The following is a 16,072-nucleotide window of genomic DNA, read 5'->3' as shown; positions in this document are numbered from 1 at the left end:
TATGGGCATCAACCAGGGTCCGATCAGTCTCGATCAAAAGTACACCCAGCAGACCGGACACGTCTTCACCACGGGCATCCAGGCCCTGGTCCGCTTGCCGATGGCCCAGATCCGGCGCGACCGCGCCAACGGCCTCAACACCGCGGGCTTCATCTCCGGTTATCGCGGCTCGCCGCTCGGCGGCTACGACCAGCAGCTGTTCGCCGCGCGCAAGCATCTCGAGCAGTACAATATCAAGTTCCAACCCGGCGTGAACGAGGACCTCGCCGCGACCGCGGTATGGGGCTCGCAGCAGCTCAACCTCTCGCCCGGCGCCAAATACGATGGCGTGGTCGGCATCTGGTACGGCAAGGGCCCGGGCGTCGACCGCTGCGGCGACGTGTTCCGTCACGGCAATGCCGCGGGCTCGGCCAAGAACGGCGGCGTGCTGTGCCTTGCCGGCGACGACCACGGCGCGAAATCCTCCACTGTCCCGCATCAGTCCGACCATGCTTTCATGTCGGCACTGATGCCGTATCTCTACCCGTCGAGCATCCACGAGATGATCGAGATGGGCCTGCTCGGCATCGCGATGTCGCGCTATTCCGGCTGCTGGGTCGGCATGAAGGTGATCACGGAGACGGTGGAGACCACCGCCGAGATCGACCTCACCGACGAGATGAAGCCGTTCATCATTCCCACCGATTTCGAGCTGCCACCCGGCGGCCTCAACCTGCGCTGGCCCGACGACCGCTTCGAGCAGGACCGGCGCCTGCAGGACTACAAGGGCTTTGCCGCCATCGCCTTTGCCCGCGCTAACAAGGTCAACCGCGTCACCATGGATTCGCCGAACGCCCGTTTCGGCATCATGGCCTCTGGCAAGAGCTACGAGGACGTTCGTCAGGCGCTACGCGAGCTCGGCATCACCGAGGAGGTCGCCGCCAAAATCGGCCTTCGTCTCTACAAGATCGGCATGCCCTGGCCGCTCGAGCCCGAAGGCGTGCATGAATTCGCCGTCGGCCTGGAGGAGATCTTCATCGTCGAGGAGCGGCGCGAGATCGTCGAGAACCAGGTCAAGCAGGTGTTGTTCAACTGGCGCGACGATGTGCGCCCGCGCATCGTCGGCAAGATGGACGAGCACGACAAGCGCTTCCTGACCTTCGCCGCCGAGCTCAGCGTCGCCTCGCTCGCGACCTCGCTGACCGAACGCCTGCTTCGACTTGATCTCAACCCCGAAATCGCGGAGATGCTCCGCGCCAAGGCCGACTGGTTCAACGGCCGCCAGGCGACCCAGATGCAGGCGGTCGCCCCTGTCTCCCGAACCCCGTATTTTTGCTCCGGCTGCCCCCACAACACGTCGACGAAAGTCCCCGAAGGCAGCCGCGCGCTTGCCGGCATCGGCTGCCATTTCATGGCGCTGTGGATGGACCGCTCGACCGAGACGTTCACGCATATGGGCGGCGAGGGCGTGCCCTGGGTCGGCATCGCGCCCTTCACCAACGAGAACCACATCTTCGCCAATCTCGGCGACGGCACCTACTTCCACTCCGGCATTCTCGCCATCCGCCAGGCGATCGCCTCCAAGGCCAACATCACCTACAAGATCCTCTACAACGATGCGGTAGCCATGACCGGCGGCCAGCGTCATGACGGCGATCTCTCGCCGCAGCAGATCACCCAGCAGCTTTACGCCGAAGGCATCCGCGAGCTCTATCTGGTCTCGGAAAACCCAGACGCTTACCCGGCCGATACCATCGCGCCCGGCGTGAAGAAGTATCACCGCGACGAGCTCGACAACGTCATGAAGATGTGCCGCGAGTTCAAGGGCACCTCGGCGATCGTGTTCGTGCAGACCTGCGCCGCCGAGAAGCGCCGTCGCCGCAAGCGCGGCCTGATGGAGGACCCGGCGCGCCGCGTCATGATCAATCCGACCGTCTGCGAAGGCTGCGGCGATTGCTCGGTGCAGTCGAACTGCATCTCGGTCGAGCCGCTGGAGACCGAGTTCGGCCGCAAGCGCGCTATCAACCAGTCATCCTGCAACAAGGACTATTCCTGCCTGAAAGGATTCTGTCCGTCGTTCGTCACCATCGACGGCGGCGCGCCGCGCCACCGCGCGCCAGCCGAGCTCGCTGAGATCGGCGCGCTGCCCGAGCCGGCCTCGCGTCCGACGCTCGACAAGCCCTATAACATCGCCGTCGGCGGCGTCGGCGGCACCGGCGTGCTCACCATCGGCGCGCTGCTCGGCATGGCCGCCCACATCGAGGGCAAGGCCTCGATGATCCTGGATATGTCGGGCCTCGCGCAAAAGGGCGGGGCGGTGCTCAGCCATGTGCGGCTATCAGATCATCCGGCCGAGGTGACCTGCTCGCGCATCGTCACCGGCACGGCCGATCTCGTGCTCGCCGCCGACGAAGTCGTCGCAGTCGCCAAGGACACGATCACCCTTTGTGACACCAGCCGCACCCACGGCATCATCAACAGCCACGTCATTCCCACGGCCGATTTCATCCTCAACCGCGATTTCAATTTCCAGACCCGCAAGCTGAACGGGCTCCTGGAAACGGCGCTGCACAAGGATTCGGTGTTCTTCGACTTCACCAAGCCTGCCGAGCAGCTGCTCGGCGATGCCATCGCCACCAACATGATGATGATGGGCTATGCCTATCAGAAGGGTCTGTTGCCGCTCTCCGCGGAAGCGATCGAGCAGGCGATCGAGGTCAATGGCGTCTCGATCAAGATGAACAAGGAAGCCTTCCGCCTCGGCCGCCTCGCAGTCGCCGAGCCTGCGCGCCTGGCCGACATGCTGAAGGGCGGGGACGAAGTGGTCGCGCCGAAGGCGCTGGATACCATGACGCTGGACGAGGTCGTCGAGCACCGCGCCAAGCATCTGACCGCCTACCAGAACGCCCGTCTCGCCAGGCGCTATCGCAAGCTGGTCGACCAGGTCCGCGACGCCGCGGCGAAGGGCGGCTATGGCGATGCGCTGCCGCGCGCGGTCGCCGTGTATTATGCAAAGCTCCTGGCCTACAAGGACGAATACGAAGTCGCGCGCCTCTACACCGACGGCGCCTTCGAGCAGCAGCTTCGCGACCAGTTCGAGGGCGACTTCAAGTTCAAATTCAATCTCGCGCCGCCGATCCTCAGCAGCGGTGTCGATGCGCTGGGGCGCCCCAAGAAGCGCACCTTCGGCCCGTGGATGCTGAAGGTCTTCCGCGTGCTGGCCAAGTTCAAGTTCCTGCGCGGCACGCCGTTCGACATCTTCGGCCGCAGCGCCGACCGCAAGCTCGAGCGCGACCTGATCGCCGGCTATGAGAAGGACGTCGCCACCGTGCTCGGCCTGTTGTCGCCGCTCACGATCGACACCGCGGTCGAATTGCTCTCGCTGCCCGACCGCATTCGCGGCTACGGCCCCGTGAAGGAGAAGGCCGTACACGACGCCAAGGCCCGCTACGCCCAGCTCGCCGCGGATTTGGCCAACCCGCCGCCGGCGCCCCGGCAGATCGCGGCGGAGTAGGCGTAGTAGCCCGGATGGAGCGCAGCGTAATCCGGGACGAGTGCCTCCGCGGGTGACGGCCCCGGATTGCGCTGCGCTCCATCCGGGCTACGACACCATCCGTTGCGTTGCCCGCCGGGCAAAACACCCAAGCCATGGTCAATCCGGGCGCGTAAAAACATTCCGCTTTACCGAAATTCGGAATTGTCGTATCCCTCCGCCACCTCATCCCTCTCAGAGGGGCGTATCGCGATCGTCACGAAACGCGGGGTGAGCGGCGGTGGACGCGGGCTGCGTCGCGCGAGTCTTTCGCGCGCACGACGGGCGCGGTCTCGCGTACGGCAAAATCGTGTGGTCCTGACGCCCGGGGTCTGTGCGTCAAGTCGTGCGGGTCTCTCTCGCAAGGCGACGGGGGCAATAGTGCATCGCTCCCCGGGGAGAGCGCGACATAAGCCGTAGAGCCACTGCGCAGGGAAGGCCGGATGTTCGGCTTCACCTGTATGCCGCTGTGCATCTGTTTTTCGCGCAATTCGCGCACAGCGGACCGTGGGTGCCCAGCCGGCACCCGGTCTTCCCTGCGCCCTCTGTCTTCGGAGGGAGCAAGACGGGAGCAAAACTCGGGCGAGATGTGCCGCGAGGATGCGAGCGTGTGTCTGCGAGCGAGTCTTGAGTTGAAGCAGCGCCATCAGTGGCAACAAACTCCGTCATTGCGAGCGTAGCGAAGCAATCCAGAATTCCTCAATGGAGGGGGCTCTGGATTGCTTCGTCGCAAGGGCTCCTCGCAATGACGACGCGGCGGGCAGGTTCGCTTGCTATCTGGGGCGGATTTTCGGATGTGCTCCCCTTGCGCCAATCCGCTACCCTCTCGCGGGGCGGAATATTTCCGCGCTTGCCAATCAGCCCGGTGCGGTTCAGAAAAAAGAGCCAAAAAAAGAGCCACGAACGAGACGCGAGCGGAGACTGAAGTTTTGACCATCAAGGGCAAGGCCTACATTGCCGGGATCTACGAACACCCGACCCGGCATGCGCCGGACAAATCCACCGCCCAGCTCCACGCCGAGGTCGCCAAGGGCGCGATCGAGGATGCCGGGATCAGCAAGGATGATATCGACGGCTATTTCTGTGCGGGCGACGCGCCCGGCGGCGCCTGGCCGATGGTCGATTATCTCGGCCTGAACACCAAGAAGCTTCGCCACATTGATTCCACCGAGACCGGTGGCTGCTCCTACATCATCCATCTCGGCCATGCCGCCGAGGCGATCGCCGCGGGCAAATGCTCGATCGCGCTCGTGACGCTCGCCGGCAAGCCGCGCACCGGCGCGATGCCGCCGCGCGCTTCCGGCGCCGAGGTCGATTTCGAAACCGCTTACGGGGCGACCACGCACAATGCCTATGGCATGTGTGCCATGCGCCACATGCACGACTATGGCACCACCTCCGAGCAGCTCGCCTGGATCAAGGTCGCGGCCTCGCATCACGCGCAGTACAATCCGCATGCGATGCTCAAGGACGTGGTCACTGTCGAGGACGTCCTGAACTCGCCGATGATCTCCGATCCCCTGCATCGCATGGATTGCTGCGTCGTCTCCGACGGCGGCGGCGCGCTGATCGTGACGACGCCGGAGATTGCCAAGAGCCTGAAGAAGCCGCTGGTGCGCCTGATCGGCCATGGCGAGGCGATGAAGGGCCCGCGCGGCGGCAAAGATCTCGACCTCACTTACTCCGCCGGCGTCTGGTCCGGTCCGCGTGCGTTCGAGGAAGCCGGCATCACGCCGAAGGACATCAAATACGCCTCGATCTATGACAGCTTCACCATCACCGTGCTGATGCAGCTCGAAGACCTCGGTTTCTGCAAGAAGGGCGAGGGCGGCAAGTTCGTCGCCGACGGCAACCTGATCTCGGGCGTCGGCAAGCTGCCGTTCAACACCGATGGTGGCGGCCTCTGCAGCAACCACCCCGTCAACCGCGGCGGCATGACCAAGATCCTCGAGGCCGTCAGGCAGCTGCGCGGCGAGGCGCATCCGAAGGTGCAGGTCAAGAATTGCGATCTCGCCATCGCCCACGGCACCGGCGGCCTCCTCGGCGTCCGCCACGCCGCCTCGACCGCCATTCTGGAGCGCGTGTGATGAGCGAAGTGAAAAAGTATCCGGCCCCGGTGACGAATCCCGAGACATCAGCGTTCTGGGATGCCGCGAAAGAGGGCAAGTTCATGATCAAGCGCTGCACCGCCTGCGGCGAAGCGCATTACTTCCCGCGCTCGATCTGCCCGTTCTGCTACTCCGACAAGACGGTGTGGGAGCAGGCCTCGGGCGAGGGCACGATCTACACCTACAGCTTGATGCGGAAATCGCCGACCGGTCCTTACGCCATCGGCTACGTCACGCTGAAGGAGGGGCCATCGGTGCAGACCAATTTCGTCGACTGCGATCTGGAGAAGCTCAAGATCGGTCAGAAGGTGAAGGTGGTGTTCAAGCCGACCGACGGCGCCCCGCTGCCGTTCTTCACGGTGGCTTGATTGCTTTCTTCCTTCCCCCCTTGCGGGGGAAGGTGGCGCGAAGCGCCGGATGAGGGGTTCTCTCCACGGAGAGAATCTTCAACGTGGAAGCAACCCCTCACCCAAACGCGTATGTGGCCGGCACCTCGGAGCCCTCTCCCGCAAGGGGAGAGGGCGCATCAGTAAGCGCCGGTGAAATCCCGGGAGAAACCAGAAGAATGTCCGCCAGATACGAAGAGCTCAAAGGCCTGAAAAATCTCGGCCAGAAATACGCCTACACCGATCGCGAAGTCATGCTCTACGCCTACGGCATCGGCCTCGGTGCCGATCCCATGGACGAGAACGAACTCGCCTTCGTCAACGAGGGCACGTTCACGCCGCGGCCGCTGAAGGTGGTGCCGACCTTCGCCTCTGTCGCGGCCTGGGGCTCGGGCCCGGGCGAGATGAATCTCAACCGCGTCATGGTGGTCGACGGCGAACGGGACATCACCTTCCACCAGCCGCTGCCGGTCGCCGCCAACATCACCGCCGACTCCTCGGTGCTCGAAGTCTACGACAAGGGCAAGGACAAGGGCGTGGTCATCGTTCACCAGACCGTGCTGAAGAACGAGAAGGGCGAGAAGTTGGCAACGCTGGTCGCCTCGCGCTTTGCCCGCGGCGATGGCGGCTTCGGCGGGCCGAACCTGACCCAGCCCGATCCGCACAAGATCCCATCGCGCGAGCCGGACAAGACCATCGACATCACCACGCGCCCCGACCAGGCGCTGGTCTATCGCCTCTGCGGCGACCGCAACCCGCTGCACTCCGATCCCGAGTTCGCCAAGAAAGCCGGCTTCCCGCGTCCGATCCTGCACGGCATGTGCACCTACGGCATCACCTGCCGCGGCGTGCTCCAGACCTATGCCGACTACGATGCGAGCGCCTTCCGTCAGCACGTCGCGCGGTTCTCCTCGCCGGTCTATCCCGGCGAGACCGTGACCATGGATCTCTGGAAGGACGGCAACGTGATCTCGTTCGAAGCCAAGGTGAAGTCGCGCGGGGTGACGGTGATCAAGAACGGCAAGACGGTGCTGGGTTAGTGAGCACCGGCGTTTCACTCCCTCGCCCCGCTTGCGGGGAGAGGGTGGGGTGAGGGGCTCTCACCACGAGTCGGGACGGTATTGAGACCTGTACCCCCTCACCCGATCGCTACGCGATCGACCTCTCCCCGCAAGCGGGGAGAGGTGGAAGAAAAACAAACAGGGAGACGCCACCATGGGACTACTCGACGGCAAGGTCGCGCTGATCACCGGCGCGGGCGGCGGGCTCGGTGAGGCCTACGCAAAGCTGTTTGCGCGGGAAGGGGCCTCGGTCGTCGTCAACGACCTCGGCGGTCCCCGCGACGGCTCCGGCGCCGACGTGTCCATGGCGCAGCAGGTGGTGGATGCGATCAAGGCCGAGGGCGGCAAGGCGGTCGCCAACGGCGCCGACATCTCCACCATGGAGGGCGGCCAATCGGTGTTCGACGACGCCATCAAGCACTTTGGCCGCGCCGACATCCTGGTCAACAATGCCGGCATTTTGCGCGACCAGACCTTTCACAAGGCCAGCGAGGCCGACTGGGACAAGGTCATCAAGGTCCATCTGAAGGGCACCTTTTGTTGCACCATGCCGGTGTTTCGCTGGATGCGGGAAAACGGCGGCGGCGTCATCGTCAACACCTCCTCGACATCAGGGCTGATCGGCAATTTCGGCCAGACCAATTACGGCGCGGCCAAGGGCGGCATCTGGGGCCTGTCCAACGTGCTCGCGATCGAGGGCCGCAAGTACAACATCCGGATCTGGACGCTGGCCCCGGGCGCCCTGACCCGCATGACCGCAGACCTGCCCCGCTATAAGGAGAACCCCGGCGCCGCGCTCGGGCCGGACGGCATCGCGCCGGCCGTGCTATACATGGTCAGCGATTTGTCGGGCGACCAGACCGGCAAGGTGCTGGGCGTGTCCGGGCCCCGCGGCGTGCGCGAAATGCGGATGATGGAAATGGAAGGCTGGAAGCCGCCGCACTCGGGCTGGAACGCCCAGGACATTGTCGATCATGCCAAGGAGATCTTCTTCTCCGAGGAGCAGATCAAGATGGGGGCACGGCGGTTTTAGAAGGCCGTCATCTCGGGGCACGCGAAGCGTGAGCCCGGGATCCATACTCCGGATCGTGGTTATGGATTCCGGGCTCGCGATTGCGTCGCGCCCCGGAATGACAGATTAGAGAAAGACGAGGACCGATGAAACTCACCGCCGACGCCAAGGGCACCTTCGCAATCGCGCCGACGCCGTTCCACGACGACGGCCGGATCGACGAGCGCTCGATCGACCGCCTGACCGATTTCTACGAGGAGGTCGGCTGCGACGGCGTCACGGTGCTGGGCATTCTTGGTGAAGCCCCCAAGCTTGATGCCGTCGAGGCCGAGCAGGTCGCGGTGCGCTACGTCAAGCGCGCCAAGAAGATGCAGGTGATCGTCGGCGTCTCCGCGCCGGGCTTTGCCACCATGCGTTCGCTGGCCAAGGCTTCGATGGATGCGGGCGCGGCCGGCGTCATGATCGCGCCGCCGCCCTCGCTTCGCACCGACGACCAGATCATCGGCTATTTCAAGCAGGCGGCGGAAGCCATCGGCCCTGATGTGCCCTGGGTGCTGCAGGACTATCCGCTGACCTTGCAGGTGGTGTTCACCCCCGCCGTGATCCGCAAGATCGTCATGGACAATCCGAACTGCGTGATGCTCAAGCACGAGGACTGGCCGGGCCTGGAGAAGATCTCGACGCTACGCGGCTTCCAGAAGGACGGCTCGCTCCGTCCGCTCTCGATCCTCTGCGGCAATGGCGGCACCTTCCTGGACTTCGAGATGGAGCGCGGCGCCGACGGCGCCATGACCGGCTATGCCTTCCCGGAGCTCCTGATCGACGTCGTGAACCTCTCCAAGGCCGGCAAGCGCGACGCGACACATGACATCTTCGACGCGCATCTGCCGCTGATCCGCTACGAGCAACAGCCCGGCGTCGGCCTCACCGTGCGCAAATACGTGCTCCAGAAGCGTGGTATCATCGCTTCCAGCGCGCAGCGCAAGCCCGGTGCGACGATGACGGCGACGGCGAAGGCCGAGGTCGACTATCTCTTGTCGCGGGTCGCCCGTTTCGACAAGCGCGCCAATCTCGGCCCGCAATCCAGCGCCGCAGGCTAGTTGCATGGCCGAGACATCAGCATCACGCCCGGCCTCGACGATCCTCCTGCTGCGCGACGGCACTAAGGAAATCGAAGTCTTCATGATGGTCCGCCATCATCAGATCGAGTTCAACTCGGGCGCGCTGGTGTTTCCCGGCGGCAGCGTCGATGCCGGCGACAAGGAGATCGTCGCCCGCGCTGATCTGTATTCGGGCGGAGAGGGCCTGAGCGAATCGGACCGCGGTTTTCGGATCGCCGCAATCCGCGAGACTTTTGAGGAAAGCGGCATCCTGCTGGCGCGGTCGAAGCAGACTGGCCAGCCGGTCGATGCCAACCGCGCTGGCGAGATCGCCGACGCGCACCGCGTCGCCCTCAACGAGCACAAGATCAGCTTCCTGAAGATCCTCGACGACAACGGCCTCCAGCTCGCGCTCGACACGCTGGTGCCCTACGCGCACTGGATCACGCCGGAGGGCATGCCGAAGCGCTTCGACACCTGGTTCTTCCTCGCCGCCGCACCGCCCGACCAGCTCGGCGCCCATGACGGTCGAGAATCCACTGATTCGATCTGGATCACGCCGCGCGAGGCGGTGGAGGGCGGAGAGAGCGGCCGCTTCAAGCTGCCGTTCCCGACCACGCGCAACCTGATCCGGCTCGCCAAGCAGGGAAGCGTGAGCGCGGCGCTGGAGCACGCCCGCGGCCTCTCGATCGTTACGGTGATGCCGGTGATGACCAAAACCGAAACCGGCCGTCAGCTCCGCATCCCCCGCGAGGCCGGCTATGACGGCGAGGTGTTCGAGGTCGGCCCCGTCGGCTAGCACACTTCGACAGGCGGCGAAGTATCGATGAATCCCGGCGCGCGGGGCAGCCAGCGTCAAACTGTCGTAAAGCTGAAGCGGGCGGCAAGTCCTGATATTAACGATATTCCGCGTCCCGAGGCATGTTCCCCCCGGGCAGGAATACGTCGTATATTGGACCTCCAGCAGTCCGGTCCTCAAACCACCAATGTCCGCCGAATTGACGCCGCCCCCTGAGAAAAGGCGAACCTTCTCGCTCTCCATCGGCCAGCTCACCTTCGGTAGCTTCCTGTTGGTGCTGGCGGTGATCATTGTCACCTCGACTGCGAGCGTGATTGCGATCCGGCACATCGATTCAACCTTCGCCGAGCTGCAGCGGCTGCAGAGCGTCGGTGACCTCGCCGAGGACATCGATCGCCGCATGAACGAACTGCGTCTTGCCGCGCGCGACTTCGTCACAGATCCCGGTGCCGGCATCCAGTTCCAGCAGGTCGGCGAGGCGGCCTCGACGCTCAGCGACATCCTGAAGAAGACCCGCATCGAGCTCGCGCCCGAGCAGCAGGACATGCTCGACGGGGTCACCGAGCGGCTCGCAACCTATCGCTCCGGCCTCGAGCGGATCTCCACGCTGATCGACCGCCGCGCCCAGCTGCTCGCCGGACTGCCGCCGCTGCGCGAACAATTCGACGCAGCGGTTGAAGGCACCGCGGACCGCGAGCTGGCGTCCCGCCTGTCCGAGGCACAGGGCCGGATCGCGATCGGGCTGCTCGCGCGCAACCCGTCCGCAGCCGAGCAGGCTGCACAGGGAATGCGGGGGCTCGATATTGCCGATGCCAAGCTGAAGTCGGCGGTGAACGACTATGCCGAGGCGATCATGGCCGTCGCCGTCCGCGAGCGGCAGATCGCCGACATCGATCGCGAGGTGCTGGGAACGGAAGGACGGCTGATCGGCCGCGTCACCGAATTGCTACGCGAGGTCAGCTCCCGACGCGGTCACGTGCTGTCGCGCGACTTCGCCCGGACACTGACCGAGGCGCGATGGCAGAGCATCGTGCTCGGCACGGTCGGCGTGCTGATCGGCATCGGCGCTGCCTGGTTCGTGGTTCGCAGGACGGTGCGTCCGCTCGCCCAGATCGCGCGATCCATTCGCGCGCTTGCCGCCGGCCGGAAAGATGTCTCAATTCCGTCCGCCGACCTTGGCAACGAGATCGGCGACATTGCGCGGGCGGCCGAAGTGTTTCGCCGCGCGCTGGAGGAGGCCGACACCGCGCGCGAGGCGGCGGTGCGCGCGCTCACCGAGCAGCGGCTCGCCGAGGAGAGCTATCGAAAACTGTTCGAAGGCTCCATCGACGGCATCTACGTGACGACCCCGGCCGGTGACCTCCTCAACGCCAATCCCGCGCTGGCGCGCATGATGGGCTACGACAGCCCGCAGCAGCTGATCGACAGCATCAGCGACATCGCCCACACGATCTACGTCCACCCCGAGGCGCGCGCCGAATACCAGCGGCTGATGGCGCGCGACGGCATGGTGCGCGAGTTCGAGTATCAGGTGCGCCAGCGCAGCGGCGACATCCTCTGGCTCTCCGACAGCGCCACGGGCGTGCGAGACGAAGCGGGCAACATCATCCGCTACGAGGGCACGCTGCGCGACATCACCGACCAGAAGCGGGCGGAGGAAGCCATCGCCGAAGGCCGGCGCCTGCTCCAGCAGGTCATCGACACCGTGCCGGCGGTGATCAACGTCAAGGATCGCAATCTACGCTACGTGCTGATGAACCGCTACATGGCCGGCATCTTCGGCATCGAGCCCGGCGAGGCGCTCGGCCGCACCACGGCCGACCTGATGTCGCGCTACGGCGCATCCAAGTCCGACGAGAGCGACAAGCGGGTGCTCAAGCTTCGAAAAGGTCTCGGTTTCTACGAGGAGGAGTATCAGGACGCCTCCGGCAACATGCGGCAATGGCTGGTCAACAAGTTGCCGCTGCTCGACGCCGAGGGCGAGATCGAGCGGATCGTGACCGTTGCGCTCGATATCGGCGAGCGCAAGCGGGGCGAGCAGGAGATGCGCAAGGCCAAGGAAGCCGCCGAAACCGCGCTGCGCAATCTCCGCGAGACCCAGGCCTCCCTGATCGAGGCCGAGAAGCTGGCCGCGCTCGGGCGCCTCGTCGCCGGCGTCGCCCACGAGGTCAACAATCCCGTCGGCATCAGTCTCACCGTCGCCTCCGCGCTGGAGCGCAAGACCGCCATGTTCACCGCCGAAGTCGAGCGCGGCGAGCTGCGCCGCTCCACGCTCAACGATTTCCTCAGTACCAGCCGCGATGCGTCCTCGCAGCTCGTCTCCAACCTCAACCGCGCCGCCGAGCTGATCCAGTCGTTCAAGCAGGTCGCCGCCGACCGCAACTATTCGGATCAGCGTACTTTCGATCTCGGCGACCTCACCGAGCAGGTGGTGATGAGCCTGCGGCCGGGCCTGCGTAAGCACAATCTGACGCTCAACGTCGAGTGTCAGCCGGACCTGACCATGAACAGCTATCCCGGCCCCTACGGCCAGGTGCTGACCAATCTGTTTCTGAACTCGGTGGCGCACGCCTTCCCGGACGGCCGGCCCGGGACGATCGAGATCCAGGTGCGCGAGTCCGGCAAGGACAACGTCGAGATCATCTTCTCCGACAATGGCTGCGGGATGTCGCTCGACGTCCGTCGCCGCGCCTTCGATCCGTTTTTCACCACGCGGCGCGACCAGGGCGGCACCGGCCTCGGGCTGCACATCGTCTACAGCATCGTTACCAACCGGCTCGGTGGCCGGCTCGATCTCGATTCCGAACCGGGTGGCGGTACGCGCATCCAGATGATCCTGCCGCGTGTGGCGCCGCTCGAACAGGCCGCGGAATAGCTAATCGACGTCTGCAAGCTTGTGCAGCGTCGCGCTGAAGATCTGGCTGGCCTTGCCGACCAGCGCGGTGCCGGTCATCTGTCCGCGCGTGTCCGTGAACGTGCCGGTGACGCCGATGCCGACCGGGGCAGGGCCGCCGAACAGCGGATTGTCATCGCCTCGAGGCGAGGTGTGCCGTTGCACCAACACCTCGCCCTTGAAGCTGTTGTTGTCCTTCACCGTGTAGCTGCCGGTGTAATAGAGGTAGGCATCGCCGCCGAGAATCTGGCCGTCGCGGAAGAGAATCACGCCGCTGCCCTTGCCGACTCGACCATCGAGCAGGGTGACGTGAATTGAATAGAGGCCGTTTTTCATAACGTCCCGTAGGCCGGCCGCCATCGCCCAATGGCGCAACCGGTCCCGCTTTTATGCCAAAGCCCATCCCTGCGCGCAACGAGGCAGTTTGCCGGGCCGGTCGCGGCGGCCTGCGAGCCGTAGTTGTTCCGGCTTGTCCATGACACCGTCGTGACGCTCTGATGGTGAGGCGAGGCCCGACGTTGCGAATCAGAGTTGGCCCGCGAAATGCATAACCATTGTTGCACTGGCCGCGGGGTGCTGGAGCAAGACGAACGTGACCAACTGGATCGATTCCGGCGGCGATGAGCCGCGTCTGTACGGTGCGCGTCCCACGAATTGCAAAAGCGAACAACGGCGGATTGGCGATGCGATACGCCGGGCAAACCTCACGAGGCTGGCGCCCGCGTTGGCTTTGATCGCGCTCGCAGCCCCCTCGGGGCACGCGCGCGACCGCGGGCAGTTCGCCAACACCAATCCCGAATTGAAGGCTTGGTTCGACAGTCTGCGCAGCGGCAAGGGGCCCTGCTGTTCCGATGCCGACGGTTCGGCGCTCTCGGACTCCGACTGGGACAGCAAGGACGGGCATTATCGCGTCCGCGTCCCGCGCTATGGCTATGCGCTCGATGGCCAGCAGCAGGAGCTCGTCTGGGTCGACGTGCCCGCGGAGGCCGTGATCTCGGAGCCGAACCGGGTGGGACGCACCATGGTCTGGCCGATCTACGGCTACATGGGTGTCACCATCCGCTGCTTTATGCCCGGTAGCATGACTTAGCCTTCGGGCGTGACGTCGTCGCCGGCTCGGTGCCTGGACGGCGGGGCGCCCCGTCGCGTCAGGTATATTTCTTGTCGCGCTCGAGCAGCTCGATCGAGATGCCTTCGGGCCCGCGGATGAAGCAGATGCGTACGCCGGGACGAATGGTCGTCGGCTCGCGCGTGAACGTGACACCCTTGGCCTTGATCTCGGCGGCGACCGCGTCGATGTCCTTCACCGTCAAGCCGAAATGGTCGAGGCCCTGATGCGGGTGCGGAGGTGGCGGGCTGACGGCGCTGTCGCCCTCGAGTGGCGCGATGAAGATCCTGGCTCCGCCGAGGTTCACGTCGATTCGTCCCGGCGCGCGCACGATCTCGCCACCAAGGATGTCCTGCAGCCAGGCCGCGGTGGCCTCCGGATCGGGGCTGCGCAGATGGACGTGATCCCAAGCGACGGCGAACGGCATTTCATAATCTCCCAACGGGTCTTTTCGATGCTATGGCGCATGCTAGCAGTATCGCCGGTGGCCATCACCGCCGTTGCCGACTCGCATGACGTTGGGGGAACCTTAGTTCGTCGCCCGAATTAAGGTAAGCTGTGACTAAATCCATCTTCGATGGTGCTGCGGTCGCGATCGGTGTGCAACCATGAATGCGAGGCTCGACCGACTCGGATTGGGGCGCTTGGCCGGCACCGGCGAACGACTGGCGCGGGCGGTGACGATTGCGAGCGTCTCATTTGGCCGAAGCCTTCTATGGCTGCTGGCGGCAATCATCGTCGGTTGCGGCATTTGGATGCTGCTACCTCTCTCCAAGGGCAACAGTGCTGAGCCGGTGAGGCCTGAGCTGGCGGCTGTTGAAGCGCCTCCCTCCGGCGATGCGTCCAAAGTAGCCTCGCCAGTGTCCGAAGCTCAGGTGCCGGCGACAGCAGAACTTGGTCGTCTCAGGATTTCATCACAGACCTGGCGTCGCGGCGGCCTCGGCTCCAAAGCCCTGGTGACGTTCACGCTGCGAAACGACAACGACTATGCCGTAAAGGATGTCGAGATCGTCTGCGCCTTCACGCGGCGCGATGGAAGTCATCTGACCGACCGCAGCCGCGTGCTGGCGGATCCGGTCAGCATGAAGAGCCGCAAGACCTTTGTGCGTATCCCGATCGGCTTCGTTAACGTGAATGCCGATCAGGCAAAATGTTCCCCGGTTGCAGCACGCCGTGCTTGAAGGCGACTTGTCCCGGTAGCTGAAAAGTTACCTTCTGCGGTCCTTGGCCGAAAACTATGCATCACCATTTGAACCGAACGGCTGGGCCAGGAACCAATTGGAAGATCGCCTGTTGAGGCGAGCAGAGCCCACGCGGGGATGCGGGGGGCGGAGCGCGGCCAATGCCCATCTTTAGGTATTTCATCTTTGTCGGTGGAGCTTTGCTCACACTGCTGTTCGCGGCGGATTTCGTTTTCCCGGCGGCGCCCGTAGCGCAGGCCGTCGCGACCGCAAGCAACGACCAGCCGCTGATCCGAATCCGGTCCGACCGCCATCTGCCTGAGCGCGTCGTCCTCGACACCAGCCAGCCGACGATTGTCGCACCCGCGGTTCAGACTGCCGCAGTTGCGGCTCCCCAGCCACCGGTACAGGAGAGCCTGTCGCCGGCTTTGGCCGAGATGTCTGCCAAGACGCGGGTGCGCGAGACCTTCGCCCAGTTCACGCCAGAGCCGAGGGCCGGGACCGCCGCAGCGAGGAAGTCCGACGCGGGCCAGCCCCAGACGTTCCAGGCCCAAGCGTCTCCTGTCCAGGCTCAGCCCAAGCGTAAGATCGTCAGGACGCAACCGGCGCATCAGCCGGGCCGCCCCATGATGCTGGTCGCTCAGCAGCCGCATTTCGGCCTCTTCAACACGACCTGGTAACAGCGCCTTCGGCTGCCTCGATCGAGGTGGGAAGGGCTTTTTATTGGCCGGCCTCTCTGCTAATTCGAACCAATCCGACCGCCGTCGGGTGTACTGGCTGCTCGCCAGTGCCGGCGGGCGGATCTCGGTGGCCCGCTACTCGGGCCAGGGCGCTCGTAGCTCAGCTGGATAGAGCATCGGATTTCGATTCCGAGGGTCGGAGGTTCGAATCCTTCCGAGCGCGCCAGTCCTCT

13 protein-coding genes and 1 tRNA gene are annotated in these 16,072 nt (G+C 64.7%); 12 read left to right on the top strand and 2 right to left on the bottom strand.

The window, feature by feature from the left end; all coding sequences use genetic code 11:
• The first annotated feature begins 1 nt into the window (after nt 1).
• The 8 genes from I6F37_RS03155 (at nt 2) to I6F37_RS03120 (ending at nt 12,852) form a co-directional block, all read left to right on the top strand.
• Nucleotides 2–3,493: an indolepyruvate ferredoxin oxidoreductase family protein gene (locus tag I6F37_RS03155; RefSeq protein ID WP_225150216.1), complete on the top strand. Its 3,492-nt coding sequence runs from the start codon at nt 2–4 to the stop codon at nt 3,491–3,493.
• Between the two features lie 947 nt (nt 3,494–4,440).
• Nucleotides 4,441–5,598, top strand: coding sequence for a thiolase domain-containing protein (locus I6F37_RS03150; protein WP_036011137.1), 1,158 nt, complete (start codon nt 4,441–4,443; stop codon nt 5,596–5,598).
• Nucleotides 5,598–5,987, top strand: coding sequence for a Zn-ribbon domain-containing OB-fold protein (locus I6F37_RS03145; RefSeq protein ID WP_036011139.1), 390 nt, complete (start codon nt 5,598–5,600; stop codon nt 5,985–5,987). The genes I6F37_RS03150 and I6F37_RS03145 overlap by 1 nt, the downstream gene beginning before the upstream one ends.
• A 197-nt stretch (nt 5,988–6,184) precedes the next feature.
• Nucleotides 6,185–7,045: a MaoC family dehydratase gene (locus tag I6F37_RS03140; RefSeq protein ID WP_036011141.1), complete on the top strand. Its 861-nt coding sequence runs from the start codon at nt 6,185–6,187 to the stop codon at nt 7,043–7,045.
• A gap of 175 nt (nt 7,046–7,220) precedes the next feature.
• Nucleotides 7,221–8,099, top strand: a complete 879-nt coding sequence (locus I6F37_RS03135) for an SDR family oxidoreductase (RefSeq protein WP_036027537.1) — start codon at nt 7,221–7,223, stop codon at nt 8,097–8,099.
• 125 nt (nt 8,100–8,224) lie between these two features.
• Complete coding sequence (locus I6F37_RS03130) at nt 8,225–9,178, top strand: dihydrodipicolinate synthase family protein (protein ID WP_225150214.1); 954 nt, start codon at nt 8,225–8,227, stop codon at nt 9,176–9,178.
• 4 nt (nt 9,179–9,182) lie between these two features.
• Nucleotides 9,183–9,977, top strand: coding sequence for an NUDIX domain-containing protein (locus I6F37_RS03125; protein WP_225124931.1), 795 nt, complete (start codon nt 9,183–9,185; stop codon nt 9,975–9,977).
• 187 nt (nt 9,978–10,164) lie between these two features.
• Nucleotides 10,165–12,852 (top strand): PAS domain S-box protein, encoded by a 2,688-nt coding sequence (locus I6F37_RS03120; RefSeq protein ID WP_036027531.1) that lies wholly within the window; start codon nt 10,165–10,167, stop codon nt 12,850–12,852.
• Here I6F37_RS03120 and I6F37_RS03115 read toward each other — a convergent pair whose 3' ends face one another.
• On the bottom strand, nt 12,853–13,206 hold the full coding sequence (locus I6F37_RS03115) for a GrlR family regulatory protein (protein WP_225150213.1): 354 nt from the start codon (nt 13,204–13,206) through the stop codon (nt 12,853–12,855).
• 256 nt (nt 13,207–13,462) lie between these two features.
• Between I6F37_RS03115 and I6F37_RS03110 the strand changes: the two genes are divergently transcribed.
• Nucleotides 13,463–13,960: a hypothetical protein gene (locus I6F37_RS03110; RefSeq protein WP_225142820.1), complete on the top strand. Its 498-nt coding sequence runs from the start codon at nt 13,463–13,465 to the stop codon at nt 13,958–13,960.
• A gap of 58 nt (nt 13,961–14,018) precedes the next feature.
• Here the strand turns inward: I6F37_RS03110 and I6F37_RS03105 are convergent, their stop codons facing one another.
• Nucleotides 14,019–14,405, bottom strand: a complete 387-nt coding sequence (locus tag I6F37_RS03105) for a VOC family protein (RefSeq protein WP_036011159.1) — start codon at nt 14,403–14,405, stop codon at nt 14,019–14,021.
• A gap of 181 nt (nt 14,406–14,586) precedes the next feature.
• On the opposite strand from I6F37_RS03105, the gene I6F37_RS03100 reads away from it, so the two are divergent.
• From I6F37_RS03100 to I6F37_RS03090, 3 genes are all read left to right on the top strand, one after another.
• Nucleotides 14,587–15,159 (top strand): hypothetical protein, encoded by a 573-nt coding sequence (locus I6F37_RS03100; RefSeq protein ID WP_036011161.1) that lies wholly within the window; start codon nt 14,587–14,589, stop codon nt 15,157–15,159.
• A gap of 161 nt (nt 15,160–15,320) precedes the next feature.
• On the top strand, nt 15,321–15,839 hold the full coding sequence (locus I6F37_RS03095; RefSeq protein ID WP_036011164.1) for a hypothetical protein: 519 nt from the start codon (nt 15,321–15,323) through the stop codon (nt 15,837–15,839).
• Nucleotides 15,840–15,988: 149 nt separating this feature from the next.
• Nucleotides 15,989–16,065, top strand: a tRNA-Arg gene (locus tag I6F37_RS03090).
• Nucleotides 16,066–16,072 lie beyond the last annotated feature (7 nt).

Source organism: Bradyrhizobium sp. NBAIM08 (genome assembly GCF_020193935.1).
GTDB lineage: Bacteria > Pseudomonadota > Alphaproteobacteria > Rhizobiales > Xanthobacteraceae > Bradyrhizobium > Bradyrhizobium yuanmingense.
Note: the sequence above shows the minus strand (reverse complement) of the source record. Positions and strands in the feature narration are given on the sequence as shown.

Bases quoted from the DNA above. Each gene is read 5' to 3' on its own strand.
- I6F37_RS03115 (WP_225150213.1), bottom strand. From the start codon at position 13,206: ATGAAAAACGGCCTCTATTCAATTCACGTCACCCTGCTCGATGGTCGA.
- I6F37_RS03105 (WP_036011159.1), bottom strand. From the start codon at position 14,405: ATGCCGTTCGCCGTCGCTTGGGATCACGTCCATCTGCGCAGCCCCGAT.
- I6F37_RS03140 (WP_036011141.1), top strand. From the start codon at position 6,185: ATGTCCGCCAGATACGAAGAGCTCAAAGGCCTGAAAAATCTCGGCCAG.
- I6F37_RS03155 (WP_225150216.1), top strand. From the start codon at position 2: ATGGGCATCAACCAGGGTCCGATCAGTCTCGATCAAAAGTACACCCAG.
- I6F37_RS03100 (WP_036011161.1), top strand. From the start codon at position 14,587: ATGAATGCGAGGCTCGACCGACTCGGATTGGGGCGCTTGGCCGGCACC.
- I6F37_RS03135 (WP_036027537.1), top strand. From the start codon at position 7,221: ATGGGACTACTCGACGGCAAGGTCGCGCTGATCACCGGCGCGGGCGGC.
- I6F37_RS03120 (WP_036027531.1), top strand. From the start codon at position 10,165: ATGTCCGCCGAATTGACGCCGCCCCCTGAGAAAAGGCGAACCTTCTCG.
- I6F37_RS03145 (WP_036011139.1), top strand. From the start codon at position 5,598: ATGAGCGAAGTGAAAAAGTATCCGGCCCCGGTGACGAATCCCGAGACA.
- I6F37_RS03130 (WP_225150214.1), top strand. From the start codon at position 8,225: ATGAAACTCACCGCCGACGCCAAGGGCACCTTCGCAATCGCGCCGACG.
- I6F37_RS03095 (WP_036011164.1), top strand. From the start codon at position 15,321: ATGCCCATCTTTAGGTATTTCATCTTTGTCGGTGGAGCTTTGCTCACA.
- I6F37_RS03125 (WP_225124931.1), top strand. From the start codon at position 9,183: ATGGCCGAGACATCAGCATCACGCCCGGCCTCGACGATCCTCCTGCTG.